The 23,212-nt window shown below is 64.0% G+C and carries 19 protein-coding genes and 1 riboswitch; of the genes, 5 read left to right on the forward strand and 14 right to left on the reverse strand.

All coding sequences use genetic code 11. From position 1 onward, the window contains the following. The first annotated feature begins 48 nt into the window (after positions 1-48). The gene (locus CO731_RS10705) at positions 49-1,503 is read left to right on the forward strand and encodes a glutamate synthase subunit beta (protein ID WP_108607081.1); all 1,455 of its coding nucleotides are present in this window, start codon (positions 49-51) and stop codon (positions 1,501-1,503) included. Between the two features lie 65 nt (positions 1,504-1,568). Here CO731_RS10705 and CO731_RS10710 read toward each other — a convergent pair whose 3' ends face one another. Together CO731_RS10710 and CO731_RS10715 are read right to left on the reverse strand one after the other, a co-directional pair. Then, on the reverse strand, positions 1,569-2,813 hold the full coding sequence (locus tag CO731_RS10710; RefSeq protein ID WP_108609754.1) for a DUF459 domain-containing protein: 1,245 nt from the start codon (positions 2,811-2,813) through the stop codon (positions 1,569-1,571). Positions 2,814-2,829: 16 nt separating this feature from the next. Beyond that, the gene (locus tag CO731_RS10715; protein WP_108607082.1) at positions 2,830-4,056 is read right to left on the reverse strand and encodes a lytic murein transglycosylase; all 1,227 of its coding nucleotides are present in this window, start codon (positions 4,054-4,056) and stop codon (positions 2,830-2,832) included. 251 nt (positions 4,057-4,307) lie between these two features. Between CO731_RS10715 and galU the strand changes: the two genes are divergently transcribed. From galU to CO731_RS10730, 3 genes are all read left to right on the forward strand, one after another. Beyond that, positions 4,308-5,195 (forward strand): UTP--glucose-1-phosphate uridylyltransferase GalU, encoded by an 888-nt coding sequence (galU, locus tag CO731_RS10720; RefSeq protein ID WP_108607083.1) that lies wholly within the window; start codon positions 4,308-4,310, stop codon positions 5,193-5,195. 69 nt (positions 5,196-5,264) lie between these two features. After that, positions 5,265-5,448: riboswitch (cobalamin riboswitch) on the forward strand. Positions 5,449-5,493: 45 nt separating this feature from the next. Next, on the forward strand, positions 5,494-6,228 hold the full coding sequence (gene bluB / locus CO731_RS10725) for a 5,6-dimethylbenzimidazole synthase (RefSeq protein WP_108607084.1): 735 nt from the start codon (positions 5,494-5,496) through the stop codon (positions 6,226-6,228). A gap of 248 nt (positions 6,229-6,476) precedes the next feature. After that, positions 6,477-7,007, forward strand: coding sequence for a dihydrofolate reductase family protein (locus CO731_RS10730; RefSeq protein WP_108609755.1), 531 nt, complete (start codon positions 6,477-6,479; stop codon positions 7,005-7,007). A gap of 138 nt (positions 7,008-7,145) precedes the next feature. On the opposite strand, the gene CO731_RS10735 is transcribed toward CO731_RS10730, so the two are convergent. After that, positions 7,146-8,780 (reverse strand): outer membrane beta-barrel protein, encoded by a 1,635-nt coding sequence (locus CO731_RS10735; RefSeq protein ID WP_343207449.1) that lies wholly within the window; start codon positions 8,778-8,780, stop codon positions 7,146-7,148. Between the two features lie 207 nt (positions 8,781-8,987). On the opposite strand from CO731_RS10735, the gene CO731_RS10740 reads away from it, so the two are divergent. Beyond that, positions 8,988-9,986, forward strand: coding sequence for a KpsF/GutQ family sugar-phosphate isomerase (locus tag CO731_RS10740; RefSeq protein WP_108607085.1), 999 nt, complete (start codon positions 8,988-8,990; stop codon positions 9,984-9,986). Positions 9,987-9,999: 13 nt separating this feature from the next. Here the strand turns inward: CO731_RS10740 and CO731_RS10745 are convergent, their stop codons facing one another. The 11 genes from CO731_RS10745 to CO731_RS10795 all read right to left on the reverse strand — a co-directional run bounded on the left by CO731_RS10745 (position 10,000) and on the right by CO731_RS10795 (position 23,078). Further along, complete coding sequence (locus tag CO731_RS10745) at positions 10,000-10,464, reverse strand: NfeD family protein (protein WP_108607086.1); 465 nt, start codon at positions 10,462-10,464, stop codon at positions 10,000-10,002. A 38-nt stretch (positions 10,465-10,502) separates the two neighbouring features. After that, a complete protein-coding gene (locus tag CO731_RS10750) occupies positions 10,503-11,453 on the reverse strand; it encodes an SPFH domain-containing protein (protein ID WP_108607087.1) in 951 nt (316 codons plus the stop codon). A 114-nt stretch (positions 11,454-11,567) separates the two neighbouring features. Next, positions 11,568-12,782 carry an FAD-dependent oxidoreductase gene (locus CO731_RS10755; RefSeq protein ID WP_108607088.1) on the reverse strand — a complete coding sequence of 405 codons (1,215 nt, stop codon included), beginning with the start codon at positions 12,780-12,782 and terminating at the stop codon, positions 11,568-11,570. 64 nt (positions 12,783-12,846) lie between these two features. After that, positions 12,847-13,911, reverse strand: coding sequence for a ferrochelatase (hemH, locus tag CO731_RS10760; RefSeq protein ID WP_108607089.1), 1,065 nt, complete (start codon positions 13,909-13,911; stop codon positions 12,847-12,849). A 249-nt stretch (positions 13,912-14,160) separates the two neighbouring features. Next, positions 14,161-16,089 (reverse strand): 5'-nucleotidase C-terminal domain-containing protein, encoded by a 1,929-nt coding sequence (locus CO731_RS10765; RefSeq protein WP_108607090.1) that lies wholly within the window; start codon positions 16,087-16,089, stop codon positions 14,161-14,163. 242 nt (positions 16,090-16,331) lie between these two features. After that, a complete protein-coding gene (locus tag CO731_RS10770; RefSeq protein ID WP_108607091.1) occupies positions 16,332-16,715 on the reverse strand; it encodes a hypothetical protein in 384 nt (127 codons plus the stop codon). Between the two features lie 156 nt (positions 16,716-16,871). Continuing rightward, the gene (locus CO731_RS10775) at positions 16,872-18,317 is read right to left on the reverse strand and encodes a homospermidine synthase (protein WP_108607092.1); all 1,446 of its coding nucleotides are present in this window, start codon (positions 18,315-18,317) and stop codon (positions 16,872-16,874) included. A 138-nt stretch (positions 18,318-18,455) separates the two neighbouring features. Continuing rightward, positions 18,456-19,376, reverse strand: a complete 921-nt coding sequence (locus CO731_RS10780) for a DUF3445 domain-containing protein (RefSeq protein WP_108607093.1) — start codon at positions 19,374-19,376, stop codon at positions 18,456-18,458. 67 nt (positions 19,377-19,443) lie between these two features. Beyond that, the gene (locus tag CO731_RS10785) at positions 19,444-20,109 is read right to left on the reverse strand and encodes an aminotransferase class IV family protein (RefSeq protein ID WP_108607094.1); all 666 of its coding nucleotides are present in this window, start codon (positions 20,107-20,109) and stop codon (positions 19,444-19,446) included. Continuing rightward, complete coding sequence (locus tag CO731_RS10790; protein WP_108607095.1) at positions 20,058-21,212, reverse strand: aminodeoxychorismate synthase component I; 1,155 nt, start codon at positions 21,210-21,212, stop codon at positions 20,058-20,060. The genes CO731_RS10785 and CO731_RS10790 overlap by 52 nt, the downstream gene beginning before the upstream one ends. 30 nt (positions 21,213-21,242) lie before the next feature. Next, on the reverse strand, positions 21,243-23,078 hold the full coding sequence (locus CO731_RS10795; RefSeq protein WP_108607096.1) for a M3 family oligoendopeptidase: 1,836 nt from the start codon (positions 23,076-23,078) through the stop codon (positions 21,243-21,245). Positions 23,079-23,212: the final 134 nt, after the last annotated feature.

Raw genomic sequence — 23,212 nt, forward strand, 5'->3', positions numbered from 1 at the left:
AATGAGACGCCCGCGCCGAGACGCTGGGCATGACTGACGAGAGTTACGATGGGCAAGGTTACAGGTTTTCTCGAGATCGACCGGCAGGTGCACAAGTACCAGCCGGCTTCTGACCGCATTCGGCATTTCCGTGAATTCACGCTGCCGATGTCGGACAAGGAAGTCGAAAAGCAGGCCGCGCGCTGCATGGATTGCGGCATCCCGTTCTGTCACGGCCCGACGGGCTGTCCAGTGCACAACCAGATCCCCGACTGGAACGATCTGGTCTACAATGGCGACTGGGACAATGCGATCCGCAACCTGCATTCGACCAACAACTTCCCCGAATTCACCGGCCGCATCTGCCCCGCGCCTTGCGAGGAAGCCTGCACGCTGAACCTCGAGGACATTCCGGTCGCCATCAAGACGGTCGAGCAGGCGATTGCCGACAAGGCCTACGAGACCGGCTACATCAGGCCCTATCCGCCGGAAAAGAAGACCGGAAAGAAGGTGGCTGTCATCGGCTCGGGTCCCGCCGGCATGGCGGCGGCCCAGCAACTCGGCCGCGCCGGCCATGACGTCCACGTCTATGAGCGCGAGAGCCGTCCCGGCGGCCTGCTGCGCTTCGGCATCCCGGACTTCAAGATGGAGAAGCACTATATCGACCGCCGCGTCGAGCAGATGGCAGGCGAGGGCGTGACCTTCCATTGCGGCGTCAATGTCGGCGTCGACAAGAAGGTCGGCGAACTGCTCGCCGAATTCGACGCGGTGCTCTATTGCGGGGGCTCCGAGACGCCGCGTCCGGCGGGAATCCCCGGCGACGATCTCCTGGGCGTGCATGACGCGATGCCCTATCTCGTCCAGCAGAACAAGCGCGTCGGCGGCGAGGACATCCAGTCGGTTGCCTGGCCGTCCGAGCCGATTGTCGCCGGCGGCCAGCACGTCGTCGTCGTCGGTGGCGGCGACACCGCATCCGACTGCGTTGGCACGGCGTTCCGCCAGGGCGCGGTCCGCGTCACCCAGCTCGACATCCGGCCGCAGCCGCCGGAAAAGGAAAACAAGCTCGCCGTGTGGCCCTATTGGGCGACCAAGATGCGCACCTCGTCGTCGCAGGCCGAAGGCGCGCAGCGCGAGTTCCAGGTGGCGACGCTGGAGTTCATCGGCGAGGAAGGCCAGCTGACCGGCGTCAAGTGCTGCGAAGTCGACGACAAGCGCAAGCCGATCCCCGGTACCGAGTTCGTCATCCGCGCCGATCTCGCCTTCATCGCCATCGGCTTTGCCGGTCCGATTTCCGGCGGCCTAGTCAAGGAACTCGAAGGCAAGCTCGACATCGCCACCGACAGCCGCCGTTCGACCAACGTTTCGGCCAACGAGCAGGACTACAAGACCAATGTCGACAAGCTCTATGTCGCCGGCGACGTGCGCCGCGGCCAGTCGCTGGTCGTCTGGGCGATCCGCGAAGGTCGCCAGGCCGCTCAGTCGATCGACCTGGCGCTGATGGGCTCGAGCGTCCTGCCACGCTGACGACGGTTCGGTCGAAACAAAAAGGCGCCGCGAGGCGCCTTTTTCATATCTGGAGATTTGCAAGCCTACCGCTTGATCGCGGTCGTCGTTTCAGTGCCCTGCACTGCCGGCAGTGGCTTGGGCGGCCAGGAGAAATCGTCCGCGCGTCCGGGCGGTGCGGCCGGCGCGATCCCCTGCACGGCGAGCTTCTCTCCGGGCGAGCGCGGGTCGCCCTTGGGTGCCGCCTGCGCCCCCATCAACTCGGTGCCGCCATCGAGTTCGGGGTCGGAAAGCGAGACCGGCACTGTACGGTCGATATTGACCGGCACGTTGAGCTCGCCAGGGGTTGCCTGCGGCAGGCTCGCCGGAACGACGGCCTCCATCCCTTGCGGGGTGATGCCGAGCAGCTTGTTCAGCGGCTTTTCGGCAAAGAAGGCGAGCTTGCGCTTGCCGGCGCGGGTGACGTTGATGCCGTCGTCGGAACGCAGCCGCACCGGCTGGCCGTTGATGTCGGGTCCCGAGGTGACGAAAGCGCCGTTCTCATCGACGAAACCGTCCCAGACATCGACGAACTCGCTGCCGGCGGCCTCGGTCGCGGCACGGTAGATATCGTTGAAGGCCAGCATGTCGGTGCTCATCTTCGACGATTTGAACGCCGGCATGCCGACCCACAGGAACGGAACCTTGGTCTCGGCGATGGCCTTGGCGAGCTTTTCGGTGCGCGCGGTGTATTCCTTGGTCCAGCCCGGGCTCATCGGTGGTTCGCGATTGTCGGCGACCCGCATCTGCTGGCGGTCGTTGGAACCCATCATGACGATGACAGCGGCCGGCTTTTCCTGTTCGATCAGTGCCTTGGCCTGCTCGGGCCAGTTGTAGTGGTCCTCGCGCACGAAGCCCGACGAGCCATTGGTCCTGTCGATGACGCGGATCTTGGCGTTCTCGGCAAAGACGGTGCCCAGTCCTTCGGCAAGACCGCCCCCGAGGAAGTCGCCGATGACCAGCACGACGCGTGCGTCGGCTGCCTTCTCGATCACAGGCACGGCCGGCTCGGCAGGACGGCTGACATTGCCGACAGTTGCCTTCGGCTTGCGCGGCGTCTTGCGGATCTTCTTGCGCGGCTGGCCCTGCGGCTGCTCAAGGATGTACGGGTCGACGCGCGGCTCGCGGCGCGGCATGAACAGGTCGCGCAGCGACCAGCGCCGCAGTATGCCCTCCTGGGCAACGGCCGGGGAGGGCATTGTGCTCGCAATGGCAGTCAACGCGACCGCCACCGCGACCAGCGGCATCGTCAGGCGCAGAGCGACTTTTCTCGAACGACGCGACGATGCCAACAGCAACCTCCGATTGCTAATTCCGCCTCAGCCATTTGAGCACTTCCATGCTCGGATGGCCGTCCTGCGTCAAGCCCAGCTGTGCCTGGAAAGACTTGATCGCCGAGCGCGAACCCTCGCCGATCTTGCCGTCTGCCTTGCCGTCGTAATAGCCATGCGCCGACAGCCGCTTCTGCAACTCCTGCTTCTCTTCGAAGCTGAGCTTGGTGAAGGGGCGCTTCCAGTCCTGGACCAGACCGCCATAGCCGGCGATTTCGTCGGCAAGAAGGCCTACGGCCAAAGCATATTTGTCGGCGTTGTTGTAGCGCTTGATGACCGAAAAATTCTTGGTCATCAGGAAGGCTGGACCGCCGCGGCCGTCCGGCACTTTGAGGGTTGCAACATCCGAGCCGCGCTTGAAGGCCTTGCCATTGGCGCGTTCGACGCCGAGCGAGGCCCATTTGTCGAGCGTCAGCGAGCCGGACGGGAACTTGCGGCCCTCAGGCAGCACGACCTCGTAGCCCCAGGTCTTGCCACCCTGCCAGCCGTTCTTCTTCAACAGGTTGGCGGCGGTGGCGAGCGCGTCGGGTATCGAGTTCCAGATGTCACGCTTGCCGTTGCCATCGGCGTCGACGGCATAGGCCTGGTAACTGGTCGGGATGAACTGGGTGTGGCCCATGGCGCCGGCCCACGAGCCCACCAGGTGGCTTTCGTCGATGTCGCCGCGCTGAAGGATCTTGAGCGCCGCGATCAGCTGGGTCCGGGCGAACTTCGCGCGCCGCTGGTCGCCATAGGCGAGCGTCGAGAGCGAGCGCACGACATTGCGCATCACCTTGTCGTTCTTGAGAATCTCGCCGTAGTTCGATTCCATCGACCAGATGGCAAGCAGGATGTAGCGGTCGACGCCATAACTGGCCTCGATACGGTCGAGCCACGGCTTCCACTTGCGGGCCATCTCGCGGCCGACCGTAATCGATTGGTCATGGACGCGATTGTCGAAATAATCCCAGACGGGCGCGGTGAATTCGGGCTGGAAGCGGGCCTTTTCCAGCACTTCGGGGTCGGCCGAGGTCACGCCGCGAAAGGCGCGGTCGTAGGTCGAGCCGGAAATCCCGTTGTCTGCGGCGACGGAGCGGAAGCTCGCCACCCAGCGCTGGAAGCCGGCTTCGGCCGCCGCCGGGCCGGCAGGCAGCATCAACGCCAGCGAAAGGCCGGCGATTGCAGCGGCGCTGGCGAGGCCTTTGGCGGTCTTGCGAAGGGGCATTCTTTCCTCCTTGGAGAGATCAGAAATACGATTCATCGCCGATGCCGGTTATCAATCAGTTTACCATAGCCCCCTTGGGGAACGAAAAGCGGCTTTGGCGATTGTTTCCCGACTGGCTAGGACAATCAAGATCGCGTGATCGCTGCTCTTGTCTGCTGCCGGCGAATATGTGAACGCATTCAGTATTCATCAATTCGGGTGTGGCAGTATCCCTGCCCGATACTCGCAATCTTCCATCGGATGACCAAGCAATGAAAAGAGTTCGCAAGGCAGTTTTTCCGGTCGCGGGCCTCGGCACGCGTTTTCTGCCTGCCACCAAGTCGATTCCCAAGGAAATGCTGACGGTCGTCGATCGTCCAGTGATCCAATACGTGGTCGATGAGGCACGCGAGGCGGGAATTGAACACTTCATCTTCGTCACCGGCCGCAACAAGGCAGTTATCGAAGATCATTTCGACGTCCAGTTCGAACTTTATGACACGCTGGTACAGCGCGGCAAGAACGAGCAGCTGGAGCGCCTGCAGCGCCTGCAGCCAGGCCCTGGCCAGACCTCGTTCACCCGCCAGCAGGTGCCGCTCGGGCTTGGCCATGCGGTGTGGTGCGCGCGCGAGCTGGTCGGCGACGAGCCCTTCGCATTGCTTCTGCCCGACATGATCATGCAGTCGGAAAAGAGCTGCATGCGCGAGATGGTCGAGCTCTATGCCGAGACCGGCAACAACATCATCGCCGTGCAGGAATGCGACCCTGCCGAGGCGCACAAATATGGCATCGTCGGCAAGGGCAAGGCTGTCCACACCGGCTTCGAGATCGAAGGCATGGTGGAAAAGCCGAAGCAGGGGACGGCGCCTTCGAACCTCTTCATCAACGGCCGTTACATCCTGCAGCCGGAGATCTTCGACATCCTGGCCAAGCAGGAGCGCGGCGCCGGCGACGAGATCCAGCTTACCGATGCGATGCTCAAGCTCGAGAAGCAGCAGTCTTTCTACGGCTACCACTATCGTGGCCGCACCTTCGATTGCGGCTCACCGGAAGGATTCGTCGAGGCCAACGTCGCCTTTGCGCTGTCGCGCACGGATATCAACGAGCGCATGGCGGGTGTCATCGAGGGCCTGCTCAACGAGATGAAGCCGGGTCGCTGACTTCGCTTCAGATGTCGCCCGCGCGCCAGGTTTGGACGCGCGGGGCGATGGCCATCGGCGTCAGTGCCGTGTAGACATCTCCTGCCAGGTGCCCGCAGCGATGCGGGAGAATCGGGAACACGGTGAAAATCCGTGGCGTGCCCAACGCTGTAAGAGGGACCGCATCGGCAAAAGCCACTGTTCGTTGAACGGGAAGGCGCCGAAGGCGGGTTGAACTCGAGCCAGAAGACCGGCCCGGCAGAAATCGTCCACCGCATGGTCAAGCGGCGGAAACCGATTGCTCGCCAGGGGACACGCGATGCCGGCCGACCATACCCATGCCAGTTCAGGCTGTTTCGACACGGCAGCGCAGGATGCCGTCTACCGCGCCATCTTCACGAGGCGCGACGTGCGCAGCCATTTCCTGCCCGACCCGCTCGACGACGAAGTACTGGCGCGCCTGCTGATGGCAGCCCATCACGCGCCGTCGGTGGGTTTCATGCAGCCTTGGAACTTCATTGTCATCCGCGATCTTCAGCGCAGGCAGAAGGTCCGCGACCTGTTCCTGGCCGCACGCCAGCAGGAACTGCCCCATATCGCCGAGGAGCGGCAGGCGCTGTACCGCAAGCTCAAGCTCGATGGCATCTGCGAGAGCCCGCTCAATCTCGTGGTCACCTGCGACCGCAGCCGCTCGCAGAACTCGCCGCTGGGGCGATGGCACAATCCCGAGATGGACCTCTACAGCACCGTCTGCGCGGTGCAGAATTTCTGGCTGGCGGCGCGAGCCGAAGGCGTCGGTGTCGGCTGGGTCAGCATCATCGACCGCGAGGCGCTGAAGCAGGTGCTAGCCATTCCCGAACATGTCGTGCCCGTCGCCTATCTCTGCGTCGGCCGGGTCAGCGAGTTTGCGCTGCGGCCCGATCTCGAACGGCATGGCTGGGGCAGCCGGCTGCCGCTTGCCGATCTCGTGATGAGCGAGGTTTTTGGCGGCGATGGCGAGGACGGATTGAAAGAAGCCGTCACTGGCCTGTGCGCTGGTCGAACCGCGGCTTGACGTTGCTGGTGACGGAGGACTTCGGTGCCCCCTCTCAACCGCTTCTGGCTTCTTTCGCGTCGCGGCATGGATTGCCGACACACTCTGCTCGTTCCTGGCTGGCGAGGTCGGAATGTCGGATTGCAGGAAGTGCTTTCGCAAGAGTCCGCATGGGATTCCCTTTGGCGAGTGCGCGTAGAGTGACCGCCCGCTTCAACGCACCGTCGGTTCAAGCTATTCTAAAAGAGCTGGGGCGGAGGATTTGCATCATGGCGAAGCTCGTTTTTGGAATGAACCAGTCCTTGGACGGCTACGTCGACTACATGGCGTTTGGGCCAAGCCCAACGCTTTTCCATCACTTCATCGAGCAGGCGCGCGACCAGGTGGGTAGCGTGTACGGTCGCCATTTGTACGAGGTCATGCGCTATTGGGACGAGGATCATCCCGAGTGGGACGCGGCGAGGCGCGACTTTGCGGCTGCCTGGCGGCGCCAGCCGAAGTGGGTCGTGTCGCGCTCTTTGAAGTCAGTCGGCCCCAACGCCACGCTTGTCGACAATGACATCGAGGCGACGATACGCGGGCTCAAGGCTCAACTCGACGGGGAGATTCAAGTTGGCGGACCAGACTTGGCACGAAGCCTAACCGACCTTGGTCTTGTTGATGAGTATCGCATCTACCTCCACCCCGTCGTGCTCGGTCGCGGCAAGCCATTCTTCGCCGGCCCGCGGCCCCGGCTCCGCCTTGTGGCCAGCGATCCAATTGGCGAGGACGTGATCAGGTTGACGTACGTTCCTGCTTGACCTCGAGACGGACTGAGCCGATGCGTCAGGTCCGCTTTGGGTCGACGCACGTCATATCGCTGTTGGCTACCCAAACCTGTTGTTCGACAGGCTCACCATGAGGATTTTGGGTTGCATCCCGCCAGAGACGCGCAGCTCCTAGCGCTGCACCCTCAGCCCGACGAAGACGCTGTTGGTCTTGCTGTCGCGGCCGGACAAGGTGCTGTCGAAGGTTTCGTGGCGTAGCCTACCGGTGAGGCCGGCATAGCGGTTGAGCCACCAGGTCAGGCCCGCCTCGGCGCTCAGCCTCAGTTCATGGTCGTCCCTGCCGGCATAGTCTCGCCAGCCCATGCCGGCTGCGGCAAAGCCGGTGAGGTTGGCGCGGATCTGGCGTTCGACGCTGAGGCGACCGGAATAGAGCACCGAGCCGCTTTCGCCCGGTGTCGTCGAGCCTTCGACCAGGGTGGTTCCGTTGAGCGCGACGATGGTGCCGCGCATCGGCGACCAGCGGAGATCCGCGGCGATCGTCGCCGCCGAGATGGTTTCCAGCCGGTCATCGTCGAAATCCTCGGAGAGCCAGCCAGCGGAAATCTCGCCGCCGAATTTTTCGCCCATGTCGAGTTCGACGCCGGCACGGGCGCCGATCCGGTTCGAGGAGCGCTCGAAGCCGGCGGTGTCGAACCGGAGGTCGTGGACGCGGCGGCCATATTCGATTTCGCCGAAGGGCGTCAGCGCCGGCGAAATCTCGTAGCCGGCACGGAAACGCCCGGCATAGAGCGTAGAGTTCCTGTCTTCCTGTGAAAGCGTAGTGCCGTCCGACAATTCGGCGTCGCCGTAGCTTTCCCTGGTGGCCGCGCCTGTCACGGCGAAGCGGAATTTGCCGACGTCCTTCTCCAGGCCGACGCTGCCGTCGATGGTGTGGCGCACCGGGCGCGAGGCGGTGTCGACGATCACTATCGGCGAACTCGCAGATTCCGGGCGGATGTCGTAGCCGAGGGAGGCTATGGCGCGGATGTCGTCGGCGATGTCGAGCTGCAGGCGGCCGTCGATGCCGGCTTCGGTGTCCTTGACCTCCTGGCCCGAAATCGACCTGCGGAAAATGCCGTAGGCGTCGATGGTCGCCGAGTGGTTGTCCCAGTCCGAGGCCGCGTTCAGGCGCAGCGTGGTTTCCGACAGCACTGCCGACTTGCCGTCCGAACTCGAATCGGCGTTGGAGGTGGCGGTGACGCCCTGTTCGAGACTCGGCTTGAGCACGAAGGTGCCGAAGCGGATGCCGGTCGGCTCGAACGGATTTTCGTCCGGCACCGGCCTGCGGCCCTCGATCGCTCCCTGGCGTTCCGATTCCGGTCCGTTTTCTTCCTCGGTCAGCGAATCGACGGTCCCTTGGCGCACCGTGCCGGTGCTCAGATCCTCGTCCGGCTCAGGCGCGGCCGTCCTTGGAGTAGCTGCCCGTCCGGGGGCGGCAAGCCTTTCGCGCGCGTCCCTGGCGCGCTGGAGCGCGGTCGTCGGCGGACGAATGGAAGATCTTGCGCCGGTGGCGGCCGCATCCGCATTAGGAGGCTCGCTGAACAGGTCGTCCGAGATCGTCGGATCGGTCTGCTCGGGCAAGGCGCCCGGACTGATGGGCTGGTAGGTGGCGGCCTGGTCCTGGACTTCGGGCATGGCCTGCTGGGCCGGTCGCCTGCGCAACAGGCCGGCGGTGTCGCCCTCGCTGATCGCGCCCCGCAGACCTGCTTCCTGGGCATGCACCGGCAGGGCGCAAAGCAGGGTTGCCGCGCTTGCCGTTGCCAGCAAGAAACGCAATCCCGCACTGCTCATCCGCCTGTTTTGCCCTGGCCTGACCTGCGCCATCTTCACCACTGCTTCGCCGACGCATGAGCGCCGCACTTACCAACTGGTAAATCGCCATGGTTAACGGAGCGTTTCCGGCTGCCGCCGCAGGCCGCCCCGCAGGGTGGATAATCGTGGACAGGGGCCGTGCGACGCGCTAACGCATGCGCCATGCACGCTGGATCGCTGAAAAAAGAGCCGGACCGGCAGGCGTCCATCGCCTCCGCGCTCCGCACCGTCGCCACCGAGCAGGTCGGCATCGCCGCGCTTGCGGCCGCGCTCGAAGGGCCGCTGGCGGAGCCCTTCGCCCGGGCCGTGTCGATCCTCGGCCAGCTGAACGGCCGCGCCATCATCACCGGCGTCGGCAAGAGCGGCCATATCGGCTCCAAGGTGGCCGCAACCTTGGCATCCACCGGAACTCCAGCCTATTTCGTCCATCCTTCCGAAGCCATCCATGGCGATCTCGGCATGATCACCAAGGACGACGCCATCGTCGCCATCTCATGGTCGGGCGAGACGGCGGAACTCAAGGGCATCGTCGGCTATTCCCGGCGGTTCTCGATTCCGCTGATTGCGATCACCGCCGGCGACACGTCTGCACTGGCGCGCCAGGCGGATGTGGTGCTGTCGCTGCCGCGCACGCCGGAAGCCTGCCCCCACGGGCTTGCGCCCACCACCTCGACGCTGCTCCAGCTCGTCGTCGGCGATGCGCTGGCAGTGGCACTGCTTGAGGCACGCGGCTTCACCGCCGACCATTTCCGCACCTTCCATCCCGGTGGCCAGCTCGGTGCGAGCCTGATGCCGGTCGGCGACCTGATGCATAAGGGTGACGAAATGCCGATCGTCGCGATCGGCACCAAGATGCCCGAGGCGGTGAAGACGCTGTCCAAGAAGCGTTTCGGCTGCGTCGTCGTCGTCGACGAGCAGGGCAGGCTTGCCGGTATCGTCACCGATGGCGACCTGGCGCGCAATCTCGACCGCAATCTCGCCGAGACCAATGTCGAGGACATCATGACCCGGCAGCCGAAGACGGTGCCGCCACAGATGCTGGCGGGCACGGCGACGGCGATGCTCAACGAGCACAACATCAGCGCCATCCCCGTGGTCGAAGGCGACAAGCCTGTCGGCATCGTCCACTTCCACGATCTTCTGAGGATCGGCGCGGCCTGAGCCGCGCCAGCGCTCACACAGGCTCGACGACAAGCTCCAGGTCGGTGTCGGCGGCAGCGGTGACGCGCACCTGCGTGCCCACGGGCAGGTCGGGGCCTGACACTCGCCACATCGTGTCGCCGAGCTTGATGCGGCCGCGGCCTTCCTTGATCGGCTCGGTCAATGTCGCGGTGCGGCCGATCATCTGGGCGCCGCGCCGGTTGAGCAGCGGCTGGTCGGAGGGGTCTTCGCGGTCGCGGACGATCTTCTTGCCGACATAGGCAGAGGCGAGGGCGAGCACGAGGAAGACCAGGACCTGGACCTGCCAGCTCCAGAACGCCACATCCCAGAGCAGCAGCGAGGCCGATCCGACGATCAGCGCGGCAATGCCGATCCACAGCAGGAACACGCCCGGCGCGAAAATCTCCAGGCACAGCAGGATGAAGCCGAGCAGCATCCAGTTCCAGGGACCGAGTTCGGCAACGATGCTTGCGATCATGTGCGGTTCCTCAATTCACCCAGGCCCGGCTTGCCGGCTCAGTTCTGCTCGGGCGGAATCCTGGGCGTGCGCGAGGCCTGGCGTTGCGCCCCGGCAGTGCCGCCGTCGCGGAACACCTCCTTGGCGATCTCGCCGATGCCGCCAAGCGTGCCGATCAACGACGATGCCTCCATCGGCATCAACACCACCTTGCTGTTCGATGCCGAACCGATCTTGGCCAGCGCCTCGGTGTATTTCTGGGCGACGAAGTAGTTGATCGCCTGGACGTCGCCCTTGGCGATGGCTTCCGACACCACCTGGGTGGCGCGGGCTTCGGCTTCGGCGGCGCGCTCGCGGGCCTCGGCGTCGCGGAAGGCGGCTTCCTTGCGGCCCTCGGCTTCCAGCACCTGCGCCTGCTTCATGCCCTCGGCTTCGAGGATCTGGGCACGCTTGTTGCGTTCCGCCATCATCTGTCGGCCCATCGACTCGATGAGGTTCGCCGGTGGGTTGATGTCCTTGATCTCGACGCGGGTGATCTTGATGCCCCAGGGGTGCGCCGCTTCGTCTACGACACGCAGCAGCCGCTCGTTGATGGCGTCGCGGTTCGACAAAAGCTCGTCGAGGTCCATCGAACCCATCACGGTGCGGATGTTGGTCATCGTGAGGTTGAGGATGGCGTTCTGCAGGCCGGCCACCTGATAGGCGGCCTGCGGAGCGCTGAGCACTTGATAGAAGGCGACCCCGTCGACGGCGACCATCGCGTTGTCCTTGGTGATGATCTCTTGCGTCGGCACGTCAAGAACCTGCTCCATCATGTTCATCTTGGCGCCGATACGGTCGATGAAGGGGATGATCAGGTTGAGGCCGGGCGTCAGCGTCTTGGTGTAGCGGCCGAAGCGCTCGACCGTGTAATTGTAACCTTGCGGGACGGTCTTGATGCCGGCAAACAGCAGCAACAGAACCAATACGACAAGGACCGGAATGACCACGTCGAAGCCGCTGAAGTCCATTCGAAACACCCCCGCAAGTTGAGCGCGCGATTCACAAGTCGCGCCGCATGCGCAAAAAGACTTAAGGGCGTTTCGGCGGCGTTACAACAAGGGAACCGCTAAATGCTGCCCGGCTCAGCGCCGGAAGCCGAACAGGCCGGCGTCGGTATCTTCGTTGCCGCACAGGGCGGCGCTGACGATCTCGGCGGCAATGCGCGAATAGGTGATGCCATTGCCGCCATAGCCCATCACCGCATGGATGCGCGGATGGCGGGGAAGTGTCCCGATATAGGGTAGACCTGTCGCGGTGGTGCCGAACGAACCGGTCCAGGCGAATTCCGGCGAGGTGTCGAGTTCGGGTAGGAGCCGCTTCAATTTGGCGGCGATGCGATCCGATTTTTCGGCGATCAGCGCATCGCGACGTGCCTCGTCGGTGAACTCCTCGTCCTCGCCGCCGCAGATCACCCGGCCGTCGGACGTCGCGCGCAGATAGAGGTACGGATCGGACGCTTCCCAGATGAAGGCGGCGCCCGGCCAGAGCGCGCGTTTCTGCGGCCGCGTGGCGATGGCCCAGGTCGAGATGATCTGGTGATCGGTCCCCGCCTGGAAGCCAGCGACGAGTTCGTAGCCAGTGGCGAGTACCGCATGGCTTGCGGTGATCGTCGGGCCGTCTCCGGTGGTGACCGTCACCTCGTCGCGGCTGGTGGCAATGCCGGTGGCCTCGGCCGGTGCGTAGAAGCGCGCCTTGCGCTGGCGCGCCGTCAACAGCAGGCCTGCGGTCAACTTGCGCGGGTCGAGCGCCAGATTGCCATGGCTCAGGATCGCGCCGTTGCGTGCAATGCCGAACCGTTCGCGCAGTTCAGCCTTGGGCAGATAGGTCGCATGGATGCCGGCAAGCCGGCGCGCAGCCGCCTCGATGTGCAAGCTGTCCGCATCGAGCACGTAGCCGGCAAGATAGAGCGATTGCCTGGTCTCGACGTTGCAGTTGATGCCGAGTTCGTCGATGCGCGCCTTGAGGTTCATCACCGCCAGCCGGGATCGCCGCCAGGCGCGCTCGGCGCGGTCCTTGCCGATGCGTTGCGCAAGCCTGGAGAGCGGCTGGTCGATCTCATACTGCACCAGCGCCGTGGTTGCCGAGGTCGAGCCCAGCAGCGGGCCGCGACGGTCGATGCAGACCACGGACATGCCGGCATCCGTCAGCGCTTCCGCCACCATGGCGCCGCTGATGCCCATGCCGACAATGGCGACGTCCGCCTTGATGTCGCGGACGAGCCTGCCGGTCGCAACCGTCGGCGCGCGGTAGGCGTACCAGACGGGCCGTCCGGTCCTGAGGTCGAGCTTGCGGGTCACGAGTGGCGGGTCTCCCTGGCCCGCGTTCAACGCCGCGCGCCGGTGGAGGTTCCGCCCTTTGCTGTCAGACCCAGCCCGACAGTTCGCGCCGGGTGATCGCCTCGATCACGGCCATGCCTTCGGCGCTGTCGTTGAGGCAGGAGATGTGGGAGAAGTTCTTGCCGCCGGCATGGTGGAAGATCTCGGCGTTCTCGCCGGCGATCTCCTCCAGCGTCTCGATGCAATCGGACGAGAAGCCTGGATTGACGATGGCGATCGACTTCACGCCTTCCTTGGCCAGCCGCTCGACCGTCTTGTCGGTGTAAGGCTGCAGCCATTCTTGCGCGCCGAAGCGCGACTGGAAGGTGGTCATCAGCTTCTTGTCGCTCATGCCGAGGCGTTCGCGCAGCAGCCGCGTCGTCTTCACGCAGTGGCAGTGATAGGGGTCGCCGCGCTCGAAATACGGCTTGGGGATGCCGTGGTAGGAGGCGAGAATCACCTCCGGCTCGAAGTCGAGCGAAGCCAGATGCTGTTCGATCGAGCGCGCCAGCGCCTCGATATAGACCGGCTCGTCGTAGTAGGCAGGCACGGTGCGCACCGACGGCATGGCGCGAATTTTCATCAGCGCTCGGAACAACTGGTCGCTGGCGGTCGCGGTCGTCGTCGCCGAGAACTGCGGATAGAGCGGGAACATGACGATGCGGTCGCAGCCCTGGGCGATCAGCTTGTTGACCGCGCTCTCCGTCGAGGGGCTGCCGTAGCGCATGCCCCAGTCGACGACGACGTCGGGCAGGTCGCGCAGGGCTTCGGAGAGCTTTTCCGCCTGGGCGCGGGTGTAGGTGCGCAGCGGAGATTCGTCGCGTTCGGTGTTCCAGATTTTCTTGTAGTTCTCGCCCGATTTCTTCGGCCTCGTGTTGAGCACGATGCCGTAGAGGATCGGGTACCACAGAACCTTGGGCATCTCGATGACGCGCGGATCGGACAGGAACTCGCGGAGATAGCGCCACATCGACTTCTTGTCGGTGCCGTCGGGGGTACCGAGGTTGACCAGGAGGACGCCGACCTTGCGCTTGAGCACCGACGGGTGGCCGTTGGGGAACGGGCCAGGCGCCTTGGCTGATTTTTCGTCGATGGTCGTGGTCAGGTTCATTCGGTGTCTCCGTTATGCGGGATACCTAGTTGAATGGTGCCGCTGTTCAATGTCGCGTCTGGCCGCACCCGGCAAAGGAGCGATTAGAGAATAGTGAGTAGGGAATAGAGGGGGCGGTTGAGCCAACAGGCTCGTGCGCGCCCAAGGGTACTGCCCGACTATTCGCTACTCACTATTCCCTATTCGCCAATCTCCAAAAGCGAAGCCCGCCCGGCATGCCGGGCGGGCTTGTGGGGCAAAAGAGCCCTATCAGTTCGTCGACGGGATCGAAAGCGTTCCGCCGATGTGCAGATCCTTGGCCCGGGTGTCGGGATTGGCGTCGGCGATCGCCTGCCATTTGGTGGGGTCGCCGAGATAGGTCTTGGCGAGATCCCAGAAAGTGTCGCCGGCGGCGATGGTGTGCGTCTTGCCACCTGCGGCGCCGGCTGCCGGTTCCGCCGCTGCGGGTGCTGTCGCCGCCGGTGCCGCTGCGGCGTCGGCGGGCTTGGCCGGCTCGGCTGCCGCAGGGGCAGGTTCGGCCGGCTTTGCCGGTTCGGCGGGGGCGGGGGCGGGTGCTGCGGCGACCGTCGCCGCGATCTCGGTGATGCGGCCGTCGAGCTTGGGCGTGAAGGGCCGGTTCTTGGCGAGATAGTCGGCGACTACCTGCTCCAGGCTCGGACCGTAGTCATAGGCGTTGGCGCCGTTGTCGGCGAACAGCTTGTAGCCGTCGCCGCCCTGGCGGACGTAGTTGTTGGTGGCAACCGTGTAGACCTTGGCCTCGTCGATCGGCTTCCAGGCGCCCCCGTCCATCACCTCGACCGACTTGATGCGGCCGGCATTGGCCGCAACCGACTTGTCGAAGGAGTATTTCAGGCCGGCGACCTGCGGGAACTTGCCCTTGCCTTCCTCGATCTCGCTGACGCCGGCCTCGAGCGAGGCGACGATGTCCTTGCCGGAGAGCTGGAAGGTGGCGAGCGTGTTCTGGAACGGCAGCACGGTCAGCACTTCGCCCATGGTGACGACGCCCTGGTCGATGGAGGCGCGGATGCCGCCGCCGTTCTGGAAGACGATGGTGACGCCCTGGTCCTTAACCCGGTCGAGGATGGCGTCGGAGATCAGGTTGCCCATCTCGCATTCGCGGGCGCGGCAGCTTTCGCGGCTGCCGTCGATCATCGCGGTGGTCTCGGCGACCTCCTTGTTCTTGAGCTCCTCGATAGGTGCGCCGAGCTCCTTGATGCGGGCAAGCACGGCCTCGTCGGGCTTGATCGAGTTGTCGAGATAGATCGGGTCGCCCTTGGCTTCCTTGACGACACCGTTGTCGTCGAAGGTGACGGTGAACTCGCCGAGGTATTTCGAGTAGGAGGCGGCCTGGGTGACCGGAACCTTGTAGCCCTCGGGGTTGTCGATCATCGTCGGGTAGGGCCCTTCGGCCTTGGCGTCGGTGTTCGACAGCAGCGAGTGCGAATGGCCGCCGACGACCACGTCGACGCCGGGAATCTTGGCGATCATCTCCTTGTCGCGGGGATAGCCGACGTGCGTCAGGGCGATGATCTTGTTGACGCCCTCGGCCTTCAGCTTCTCGACTTCGGCGGTGATGTTCTTGACGTCGTCCTCGATGGCGATATTGGGGCCGGGAGAGGCGACTTCCGGCGTATCGTTGGTGACGGCGCCGACGATGCCGATCTTCTGGCCGCCGACTTCGAGCACCAGCGACGGCTTGATGCGGTCGCCGACCTTGGACTGCGCATTGGGATGCACATTGGCGGAGAGCACCGGGAACTGGATCTTTTCCAGGAACGGCACCAGCGCCTCTTCGCCGTCATCGAACTCGTGGTTGCCGACGGTCATGGCGTCGAACTTCATCTGGTTCAGGAATTCGGCTTCTGCCGCACCCTTGTAGGTGGTGTAGAACAGCGAGCCCTGGAAATTGTCGCCGCCGTTAAGCAGCAGGACGTTCTGGCCTTCGAGCTTCTTGCGCTGGTCGGCAATCGCCGTCACCAGGCGCGCGGCGCCGCCGATGCACTCGCCCTTGCCCTCTTCCTCGGTCGAGCAGGTCGATTCAAACTTGTTGTTGCTCTCAATGCGGCTGTGCCAGTCATTGATGTGCAGAATGGTCAACGTGTAGTCGGCAAATGACGGTGCAGCGGAATAACTGAACGCCGAAGCCGACAAAGCCGCAATGGCAGCCAATCTCTTCATGTCGAAATCTCCCGAATGACCCCCGCGAGACGTTTAGCGTCTTCGCTTGACCGGAATGTTACACATTCCTTGGCGCCATGTTCACATTCCGATTTTTCGGATGCAAGGGAGAATCGAAGGCTGCAAGCTGGCTCAACTGACTTGCCAATTGACATCGCAAGCCGATGAACTGCCGCGGGGCTTTGGTGAGCCGGAGCTTCAGGAAAAGCGTTGCGCCCACCTTGGCGGGCGCAACGTCTGAATCAGGCCGAGCGCCTTGTCAGGGTGAACTGCTGGCCGGCAGAACTGGTGCAGTTGAGCTGGTTGGCCGAGATCAGCAGGCAGTTGAAGCTGATCGGCGACTGGCGGATCAGCGAGGTGCCGTTGATCTGAACCGAGTTGGCGCCGGTCAGGATGTAGGTGCCATCGGAAAGCTTCTGGCCGGTGTCGGTGGCGACCGTCTGGAATGCGCCGCTGGCGAAGGTCGAAAGACCGGTGCCCTTGGCGTCCAGCCATGAGCCTTCCACGCCGGACGGCGCTGGCCTGGAGCCCCCGCCCGAACCGCCGCCGCTGGTCGAACAGCCGGCAATCGCGGCCGCAAGCAGGGCAAGCACTCCGGCCGAAGCAATTTTGCGCGAAGTCGTCATCAAGTAATCCTCTCCTCAGTCCGCCTGACTTCAATCGCCCGATTTGGCGATGAAGGCAAGGGCAGGGCGGTAGGGAGTAAGGCAGTAGGAGAATATGCCAGCAGGTTCCTTGGTGCCCTACTGCCTTATTCCCCTACCGCCCTGTTCCCGTATTCCTTACCGGACCAGCACGTTGCGGAACTGCCAGGGATCATCCTTGTCGAGATCCTCCTCGAACAGGCCGGGGCGGCCTTCGAGCGGCGTCCAGTCGGTGTAGTAGCCCTTGACCGGTCCGAGATAGGGCAACTGCACTTCAAGGCAGCGCCTGTAGTCGGTTTCGTCGGCCTCGACGATGCCGGCTTCGGGGTTCTCGAACGCCCAGACCATGCCGGCGAGCACCGCCGACGAGACCTGCAGGCCAGTCGCATTCTGGTAGGGCGCGAGCTTGCGTGCCTGCTCCAGCGACAGCTGCGAGCCGAACCAGTAGGCGTTCTTGTCGTGGCCGTAGAGCAGGACGCCGAGTTCATCGATGCCGTCGACCAGTTCGTCCTCGTCGAGGACGTGGTGGACAGGCTGCGGCTTGCCGGCGGCGCCGAACATCTCGTGCATCGACAACACCGCGTCGTTGCAGGGATGATAGGCATAGTGGCAGGTCGGCCGGTAGGTCACCTTGCCCTTCTTCGAACGCACGGTGAAGAAGTCGGAGATCGAGATCGCCTCGTTGTGGGTGACAAGGAAGCCGTATTGCGCGCCCGGCGTCGGGCACCAGGTGCGGACGCGGGTGTTGGCGCCTGGCTGTTCGAGATAGATCGCGCCCTTGTTGCCGTGCTTGAACTTCTTGGCGTTCTTGGGCTTCCACTTCTCGTGCGTGCCCCAGCCGAGTTCGGACGGCTGCAGGCCTTCCGAAATGAAGCCCTCGACCGACCAGGTGTTCCAGAACACGTTCATCGGCTTGGGGTTCTTGGTGCGCTGGGTGTCGCGCTCGGCGATGTGGATGCCCTTGACGCCGGCTTTCTTCATCAGCGCGGCCCAGCCTTCGCGGTCGTGCTGCGCCGGCTCCTCGAATTCGATGCCGAGGTCCCTGGAAAGGTTGACCAGCGCCTGCTTGACGAACCACGAGACCATGCCCGGGTTGGCGCCGCAGGTGGAGACCGCAGTCGTGCCGCCGGGATGCTTGCGCCGTTCGGCCAAAAGCGTCTCGCGCAGCGCATAGTTGGTGCGCTCGTCATTGCCGGCGTTGTTGTCGAAGTAGAAGCCGAGCCATGGCTCGATGACGGTGTCGACATAGAGCACGCCAAGCTTGCGGCAGAGATGCATGAGGTCCACCGAGCCGGTGTCGACCGACAGGTTGACGCAGAAGCCCTGGCCGCCGCCATTGGTCAGCAGGGGCGTCAGCAGGTCCTTGTAATTGTCCTTGGTTACCGCCTCCTGGATGAATTTGATGCCGCGCTCATCCGCGAGCTTACGGTTTTCGTCGCTGGGATCGATGATCACCATGCGCGACTTGTCGAACTTGAAATGGCGTTCGATGAGGGGGAGCGTTCCGCGACCGATCGAGCCGAAGCCGATCATCACAACAGGGCCAGTAATCTCACCATAAACGGGCCATTTTTCATTCGCCATTTTTTATGGCACTCCTTCTCACACTAAAAGAGCCGGGCCCCGATTGACCCGGCTTCAACGGCTAAACCATACATGCTTGTCACAATAAAGCGAATCCCTCGGCCCCAGATGCTGTAGGAGCCGGACGTTATGCCGCTATTAGCCGGCTTTTTTCATCTCGGAGAGAAAGCCGACGAGCCTGTCGCGGTCGGCGGCCAAGCCCTTGTAGTCGAGCTGTTGGCGGTCGAGGTTCATCAGCTGATCGGCGAATGAGGCGGCCAGCCGGGGGCTGTCCTCGTGGCGGGCAAGCACTGCCAGCGGGTCGAGATGGATGCGGATGGTGAACAGGATGTCGCCCGAGACCGGCAGCTTGCGCAAGGTCTGCCGCTCGACGCGGATGAAGGCGTGAGCGGCGACATCGGCGCCGGGAAACGTCGATTCCGTCTCGGCCGAGCGGGCGAGACGCTGGCGGTCGGAAAGCGGGTGATAGAGCGAGCCATCTGCCTGGATCGACCAGTTGAAACGTTCCACAAGCACGGCAAGCTTGTCGAACATGCGCGCGATCAGCTCGGCCATGCGTGTGCCAGGCCCGAAATCGGGCACGGGGCCATGTATCTTGTCGATCGGCTGCCCGAATTTTTCCGTCAGCCTCCACGACGAAGGAAAGCACAGAGAACCCGCGGCGAGCCGCCAGCCATCGTCGCCGCGCCGCATCAGGATCAGGTCTTCCTGGACGAGCTTCGAGGCAGCGACCAGCGGGCTGTCACCAGGATTCTGGACGTCGATGGAGCGGCCCGTGCCGGCAATGCTGCAGCGGCCTTCCTCGATGCGATAGGTCTCGGGAAAGCGCTCGGTCAGATGCGCCACCAGGAGGTCCAGCACTTCCCTTTGAGACTGCTTCGTGCCGGGCTCGGCGACGAACACCTTGTCCGGGATCTCGGCGTAGAGCCGGTCCTTCTCGGCCAGATAAGCTTCGAGATGGCCGTCGAGCTCGATCCAGTCGCGCGGCTCCGCCTGCTTGAGACCGATGGCGAAGGGTTTCGAGCTGCCGTCATAGGGCGTGTGGGTGGGGTCGGTCATGGCGATTTGTCGGACTGGGCTGATATGCTGTGACTTAGCCTGCGCCCGGTTTGCCGATAATGTCGCGTCATTGGACTAGCCTTGCCGCAATCAGCCCACGCAGCGAATTGCCGATCCAGATTTGCGCCGCGCGGCGAAGGTCTTCAGCCGCCAGCACCGCCTCCACCGCCTCGCCCTTGTCGATCAACTCCCCGCGCAGCACGCCGGCGAGCAGACCGCAGGCGAGGGGTGGCGTCTTCAGCGGGCCGCGGTCGCCCATGTCGACGAAGATGTTGGTGATGGTGCCTTCGCAGACCTCGCTTGCCTCGTTGAGCAGGATCACCTCGTCGGCAGCCTCGCGCGGGAATTCGGCGCGGGCGCGGTCGTAAGCCTCGCGGCGCGTCGTCTTGTGGCGAAGCAAGTTGTTCGAGGAATCGAGCTTCGTGGCCGCGATGCGCAGCGTCCAGACGGCATCCGATGCCAGCGGCACGAACGATTGGCTTGTTACTTCGCGGCTACCGTCCGGAGCGAGAGCAAGCCGGACTCTGAGCGGCATGTCGGCGCCTGCAGCCTGCGCCAAAGCCTGCTCGATCGCCGCCCTGTCGAACCCGAACCCGAGCGCCTCGGCTGACGCCTTGAGCCGTGCCAGATGTCGGCCGCCGCGCAGCAAACCGCTTTGCGGCTCCCAGCGCATGGTCTCGATCAGCTCGAAGCCGGCACCGTGCCCGTGGCGAAACGCGCTTTCAGAAGACATTCGGCATACTCCGCTTCGGCAGTCGAATCGAAGACGACGCCGCCGCCGACATTGTAGACGGCCTCGCCGTCGGGAAAGAGCGTGATGGTGCGGATCGCCACGTTGAAGCGCATGGTGCCGCCCGGGGCGATCCAGCCGATGGCGCCGCAATAGACGTCGCGCGGGGTGCCTTCGAGGTCACGCAGGATCTCCATCGCCCGGATCTTGGGGGCGCCGGTGATCGAGCCGCAGGGGAAGAGGGCGGCAAATACCTGCTCGATGGTCAATCCGGGCAACAGCCTGGCGCGCACGCGGCTGACCATCTGGTGCACCGTCGGATAGCTTTCGATGCGGAAAAGCTCCGGCACGTCGAGCGTGCCGACCTCGCTGATCAGCGAGATGTCGTTGCGCAGCAGATCGACGATCATGCGGTTTTCCGCCTGGTTCTTCTCGTCGTTGCGCAGGAATTCCCTGAGGGCTGCGTCCTCCTCCGGCGTCTTGCCGCGCGGGGCGGTGCCCTTCATCGGGTGTGTCTCGATCCAGCCCTCGCTGTCGATGTCGAAGAACAGTTCGGGAGACCGCGACAGCACGACCGGCCCGCCGAGCGAGACCAGCGAACCGTATTTCACCGGCTGACGGGCGATCAGCGCGTCGAAGGCGTCGAGCGCTTCGCCGGACCATTGGGCATGCACGGGAAAGGTCAGGTTGGCCTGGTAGCAGTCGCCCTGGCGCAAATGCTGGTGCAGCGTCTTGAACCGGCGCTCATAGTCGGCCTGCGACCACGTCGCCCGCGCATCGAATATCGGCCCGTTGGTTGCGGGCTCGCGCGACGGGGGGCGGTCCCTGTCCGATGGCTGGTCGAACACGCCGAGGCAGACCAGCGGCGTGCGCCGTCCCTCGGGAAGCAGCGGCCTGAGCTTCGGCTCGAGCAGATAACCGGCCTCGTAGGAGAAATAGCCGGCAAGCCATTTGCCCTGTTCATGCGCCTTTTGGGCTGCCTGCAAGGCCGGGAAGAAATCCGCCGCATCATGCGCGACGATGATCTCGCGGGGTGCTTCAAACAGCACCTCGCGACCGGCGGGGTCGTCCCTGAACAGGACGAATGGGGATGTGGGACCAGTCATGATGTCAGCGTGCTTGCGATAGAACCGGGCTCAGTCCAGCGCTTCCAGTTCGTCGATGAGGTTGCTGATCACGGCAAGCCCCTTCTGCCAGAAGGCGGGATCGGTGGCGTCGAGCCCGAACGGCTTCAGGAGTTCGGAATGATGCTTGGTGCCGCCGGCGCGCAGCATCTCGAAATACTTGTCCTGAAAGCCGCGTTCGGCATTCTGGTAGACCGCGTAGAGCGAGTTCACCAGGCAATCGCCGAAGGCGTAGGCATAAACGTAGAAGGGCGAATGGATGAAGTGCGGGATGTAGGACCAGAACACCTCGTAGCCCTCGCGCAGCTTGATCGCGGGGCCCAGGCTTTCAGCCTGCACCTCGAGCCAGAACTGGCCGAGCTGGTCGGAGGTCAGTTCGCCGTTCTTGCGCTCGGAGTGCACCTTGCGTTCGAACTCATAGAAGGCGATCTGGCGCACGACCGTGTTGATCATGTCCTCGACCTTCTGGGCCAGCATCGCCTTGCGCTCGCGCTTGTCGGTGGTGCGGTCGAGCAGCGAGCGGAAGGTCAGCATCTCGCCGAACACGCTTGCCGTCTCGGCCAGCGTCAGCGGCGTCGAGGCCATCAACGCGCCCTGGCCGCCGGCCAGCACCTGGTGCACGCCATGGCCGAGCTCGTGGGCGAGGGTCATGACGTCGCGCGGCTTGCCCATGTAGTTGAGCAGCACGTAAGGATGCGCCGAGGGTACCGTCGGATGGGCAAACGCTCCCGGCGCCTTGCCGGGACGCACCGGCGCGTCGATCCAGCGGCGGTCGAAGAAGTCGCGAGCGATCTCGGCCATTTCAGGCGAGAAGCTCTGATAGGCGGTCAGCACCGTGTCCTTGGCCTCGTCCCAGCCAATCGTCGCCTGCGGTGTCTCGGGCAGCGGCGCGTTGCGATCCCAGTGGTTCATCACCTCCATGCCGAGCCATTTGGCCTTCATCGCGTAATAGCGGTGCGACAGGCGCGGATAGGCTTCGCGCACGGCGGCGGCCAGCGCGTCGACGACCTCGCGCTCGACCCGGTTGGCGAGGTGGCGGGAATCGGCAATGTCCTCGAAGCCGCGCCAGCGGTCGGAAATCTCCTTGTCCTTGGACAGGGTATTGGTGATCAGCGTGAAGACCCGCAGGTTCTTGCGGAAGGTCGCGGCCAGCGCCTCGGAGGCTGCCTTGCGCACCTCGCCGTCGGGGTCCTGCAGCTTGTTCAGCGCCGGCTCCAGCGTCAGTTCCTCGCCGCCGATGTCGAAGCGCAGGTCGGTCATCGTTTCGTCGAACAGCCGGTTCCAGGCGCCGCGCCCGGTGATCGACTTTTCGTGGAACAGCTGCTCGACGCGGTCCTCGAGCTGGTAGGGCTTGTCCTTCCTGAGGTCGAGCACCCAGGGGCGGTAGTGGCCGAATTCAGGATCGGCATCGAGCGCCTTGAGGATCAGCGCGTCGTCGACGAGATTGAGCTCGAGCGCGAAGAACAGAAGATGCGCGCTGGCATCGGTCATCTTTTCCTGGACGTCGCCGTAAAGCTTGGCGCGCTTGGGGTCCGAGGTGTCGCCGGCATAGACAAGCCCGGCATAGGAGACAACGCGCCCGACCAGTTCCTCCAGCGCCTCATAGGTCTGCATGGCCTGGCCGAGCTTGCCGGCCGCGCCGCGCTCGGCCTCGATGGCAAGGGTGCCTTTCCAGCGGGCCTCAAAAGCCACCGCATCGACCGAGGCCTTTTCGAGATCGCGCGCCAGCTCGGGCGCGTCCATGGCGGCATACAGGTCGGCGAGATCCCATTCGGGCAACTCGCCAAACCCTGCCGCGCCCCTGGCGGAGGCGGTGGCTGACATCTCTTGCCCGGAATTCCAACGCATTGCGTCTTCCTTTTCACTTCCCTCGGCCAGTCGATTCAAATCCTAAGGGATTCGTTCACCGGCTTTTTTGAAACCTTATTTAGAACCCTGTGCCAGGATGATCCACATCCAATAAGCAACTACGGGCATATTCC

It is taken from the genome of Aminobacter sp. MSH1, assembly GCF_003071665.1.
Taxonomy (GTDB): domain Bacteria; phylum Pseudomonadota; class Alphaproteobacteria; order Rhizobiales; family Rhizobiaceae; genus Aminobacter; species Aminobacter niigataensis.

Bases quoted from the DNA above. Each gene is read 5' to 3' on its own strand.
- CO731_RS10705 (WP_108607081.1), top strand. From the start codon at position 49: ATGGGCAAGGTTACAGGTTTTCTCGAGATCGACCGGCAGGTGCACAAG.
- CO731_RS10715 (WP_108607082.1), bottom strand. From the start codon at position 4,056: ATGCCCCTTCGCAAGACCGCCAAAGGCCTCGCCAGCGCCGCTGCAATC.
- galU (WP_108607083.1), top strand. From the start codon at position 4,308: ATGAAAAGAGTTCGCAAGGCAGTTTTTCCGGTCGCGGGCCTCGGCACG.
- bluB (WP_108607084.1), top strand. From the start codon at position 5,494: ATGCCGGCCGACCATACCCATGCCAGTTCAGGCTGTTTCGACACGGCA.
- CO731_RS10730 (WP_108609755.1), top strand. From the start codon at position 6,477: ATGGCGAAGCTCGTTTTTGGAATGAACCAGTCCTTGGACGGCTACGTC.
- CO731_RS10740 (WP_108607085.1), top strand. From the start codon at position 8,988: ATGCACGCTGGATCGCTGAAAAAAGAGCCGGACCGGCAGGCGTCCATC.
- CO731_RS10745 (WP_108607086.1), bottom strand. From the start codon at position 10,464: ATGATCGCAAGCATCGTTGCCGAACTCGGTCCCTGGAACTGGATGCTG.
- CO731_RS10750 (WP_108607087.1), bottom strand. From the start codon at position 11,453: ATGGACTTCAGCGGCTTCGACGTGGTCATTCCGGTCCTTGTCGTATTG.
- hemH (WP_108607089.1), bottom strand. From the start codon at position 13,911: ATGAACCTGACCACGACCATCGACGAAAAATCAGCCAAGGCGCCTGGC.
- CO731_RS10765 (WP_108607090.1), bottom strand. From the start codon at position 16,089: ATGAAGAGATTGGCTGCCATTGCGGCTTTGTCGGCTTCGGCGTTCAGT.
- CO731_RS10770 (WP_108607091.1), bottom strand. From the start codon at position 16,715: ATGACGACTTCGCGCAAAATTGCTTCGGCCGGAGTGCTTGCCCTGCTT.
- CO731_RS10775 (WP_108607092.1), bottom strand. From the start codon at position 18,317: ATGGCGAATGAAAAATGGCCCGTTTATGGTGAGATTACTGGCCCTGTT.
- CO731_RS10780 (WP_108607093.1), bottom strand. From the start codon at position 19,376: ATGACCGACCCCACCCACACGCCCTATGACGGCAGCTCGAAACCCTTC.
- CO731_RS10785 (WP_108607094.1), bottom strand. From the start codon at position 20,109: ATGTCTTCTGAAAGCGCGTTTCGCCACGGGCACGGTGCCGGCTTCGAG.
- CO731_RS10790 (WP_108607095.1), bottom strand. From the start codon at position 21,212: ATGACTGGTCCCACATCCCCATTCGTCCTGTTCAGGGACGACCCCGCC.
- CO731_RS10795 (WP_108607096.1), bottom strand. From the start codon at position 23,078: ATGCGTTGGAATTCCGGGCAAGAGATGTCAGCCACCGCCTCCGCCAGG.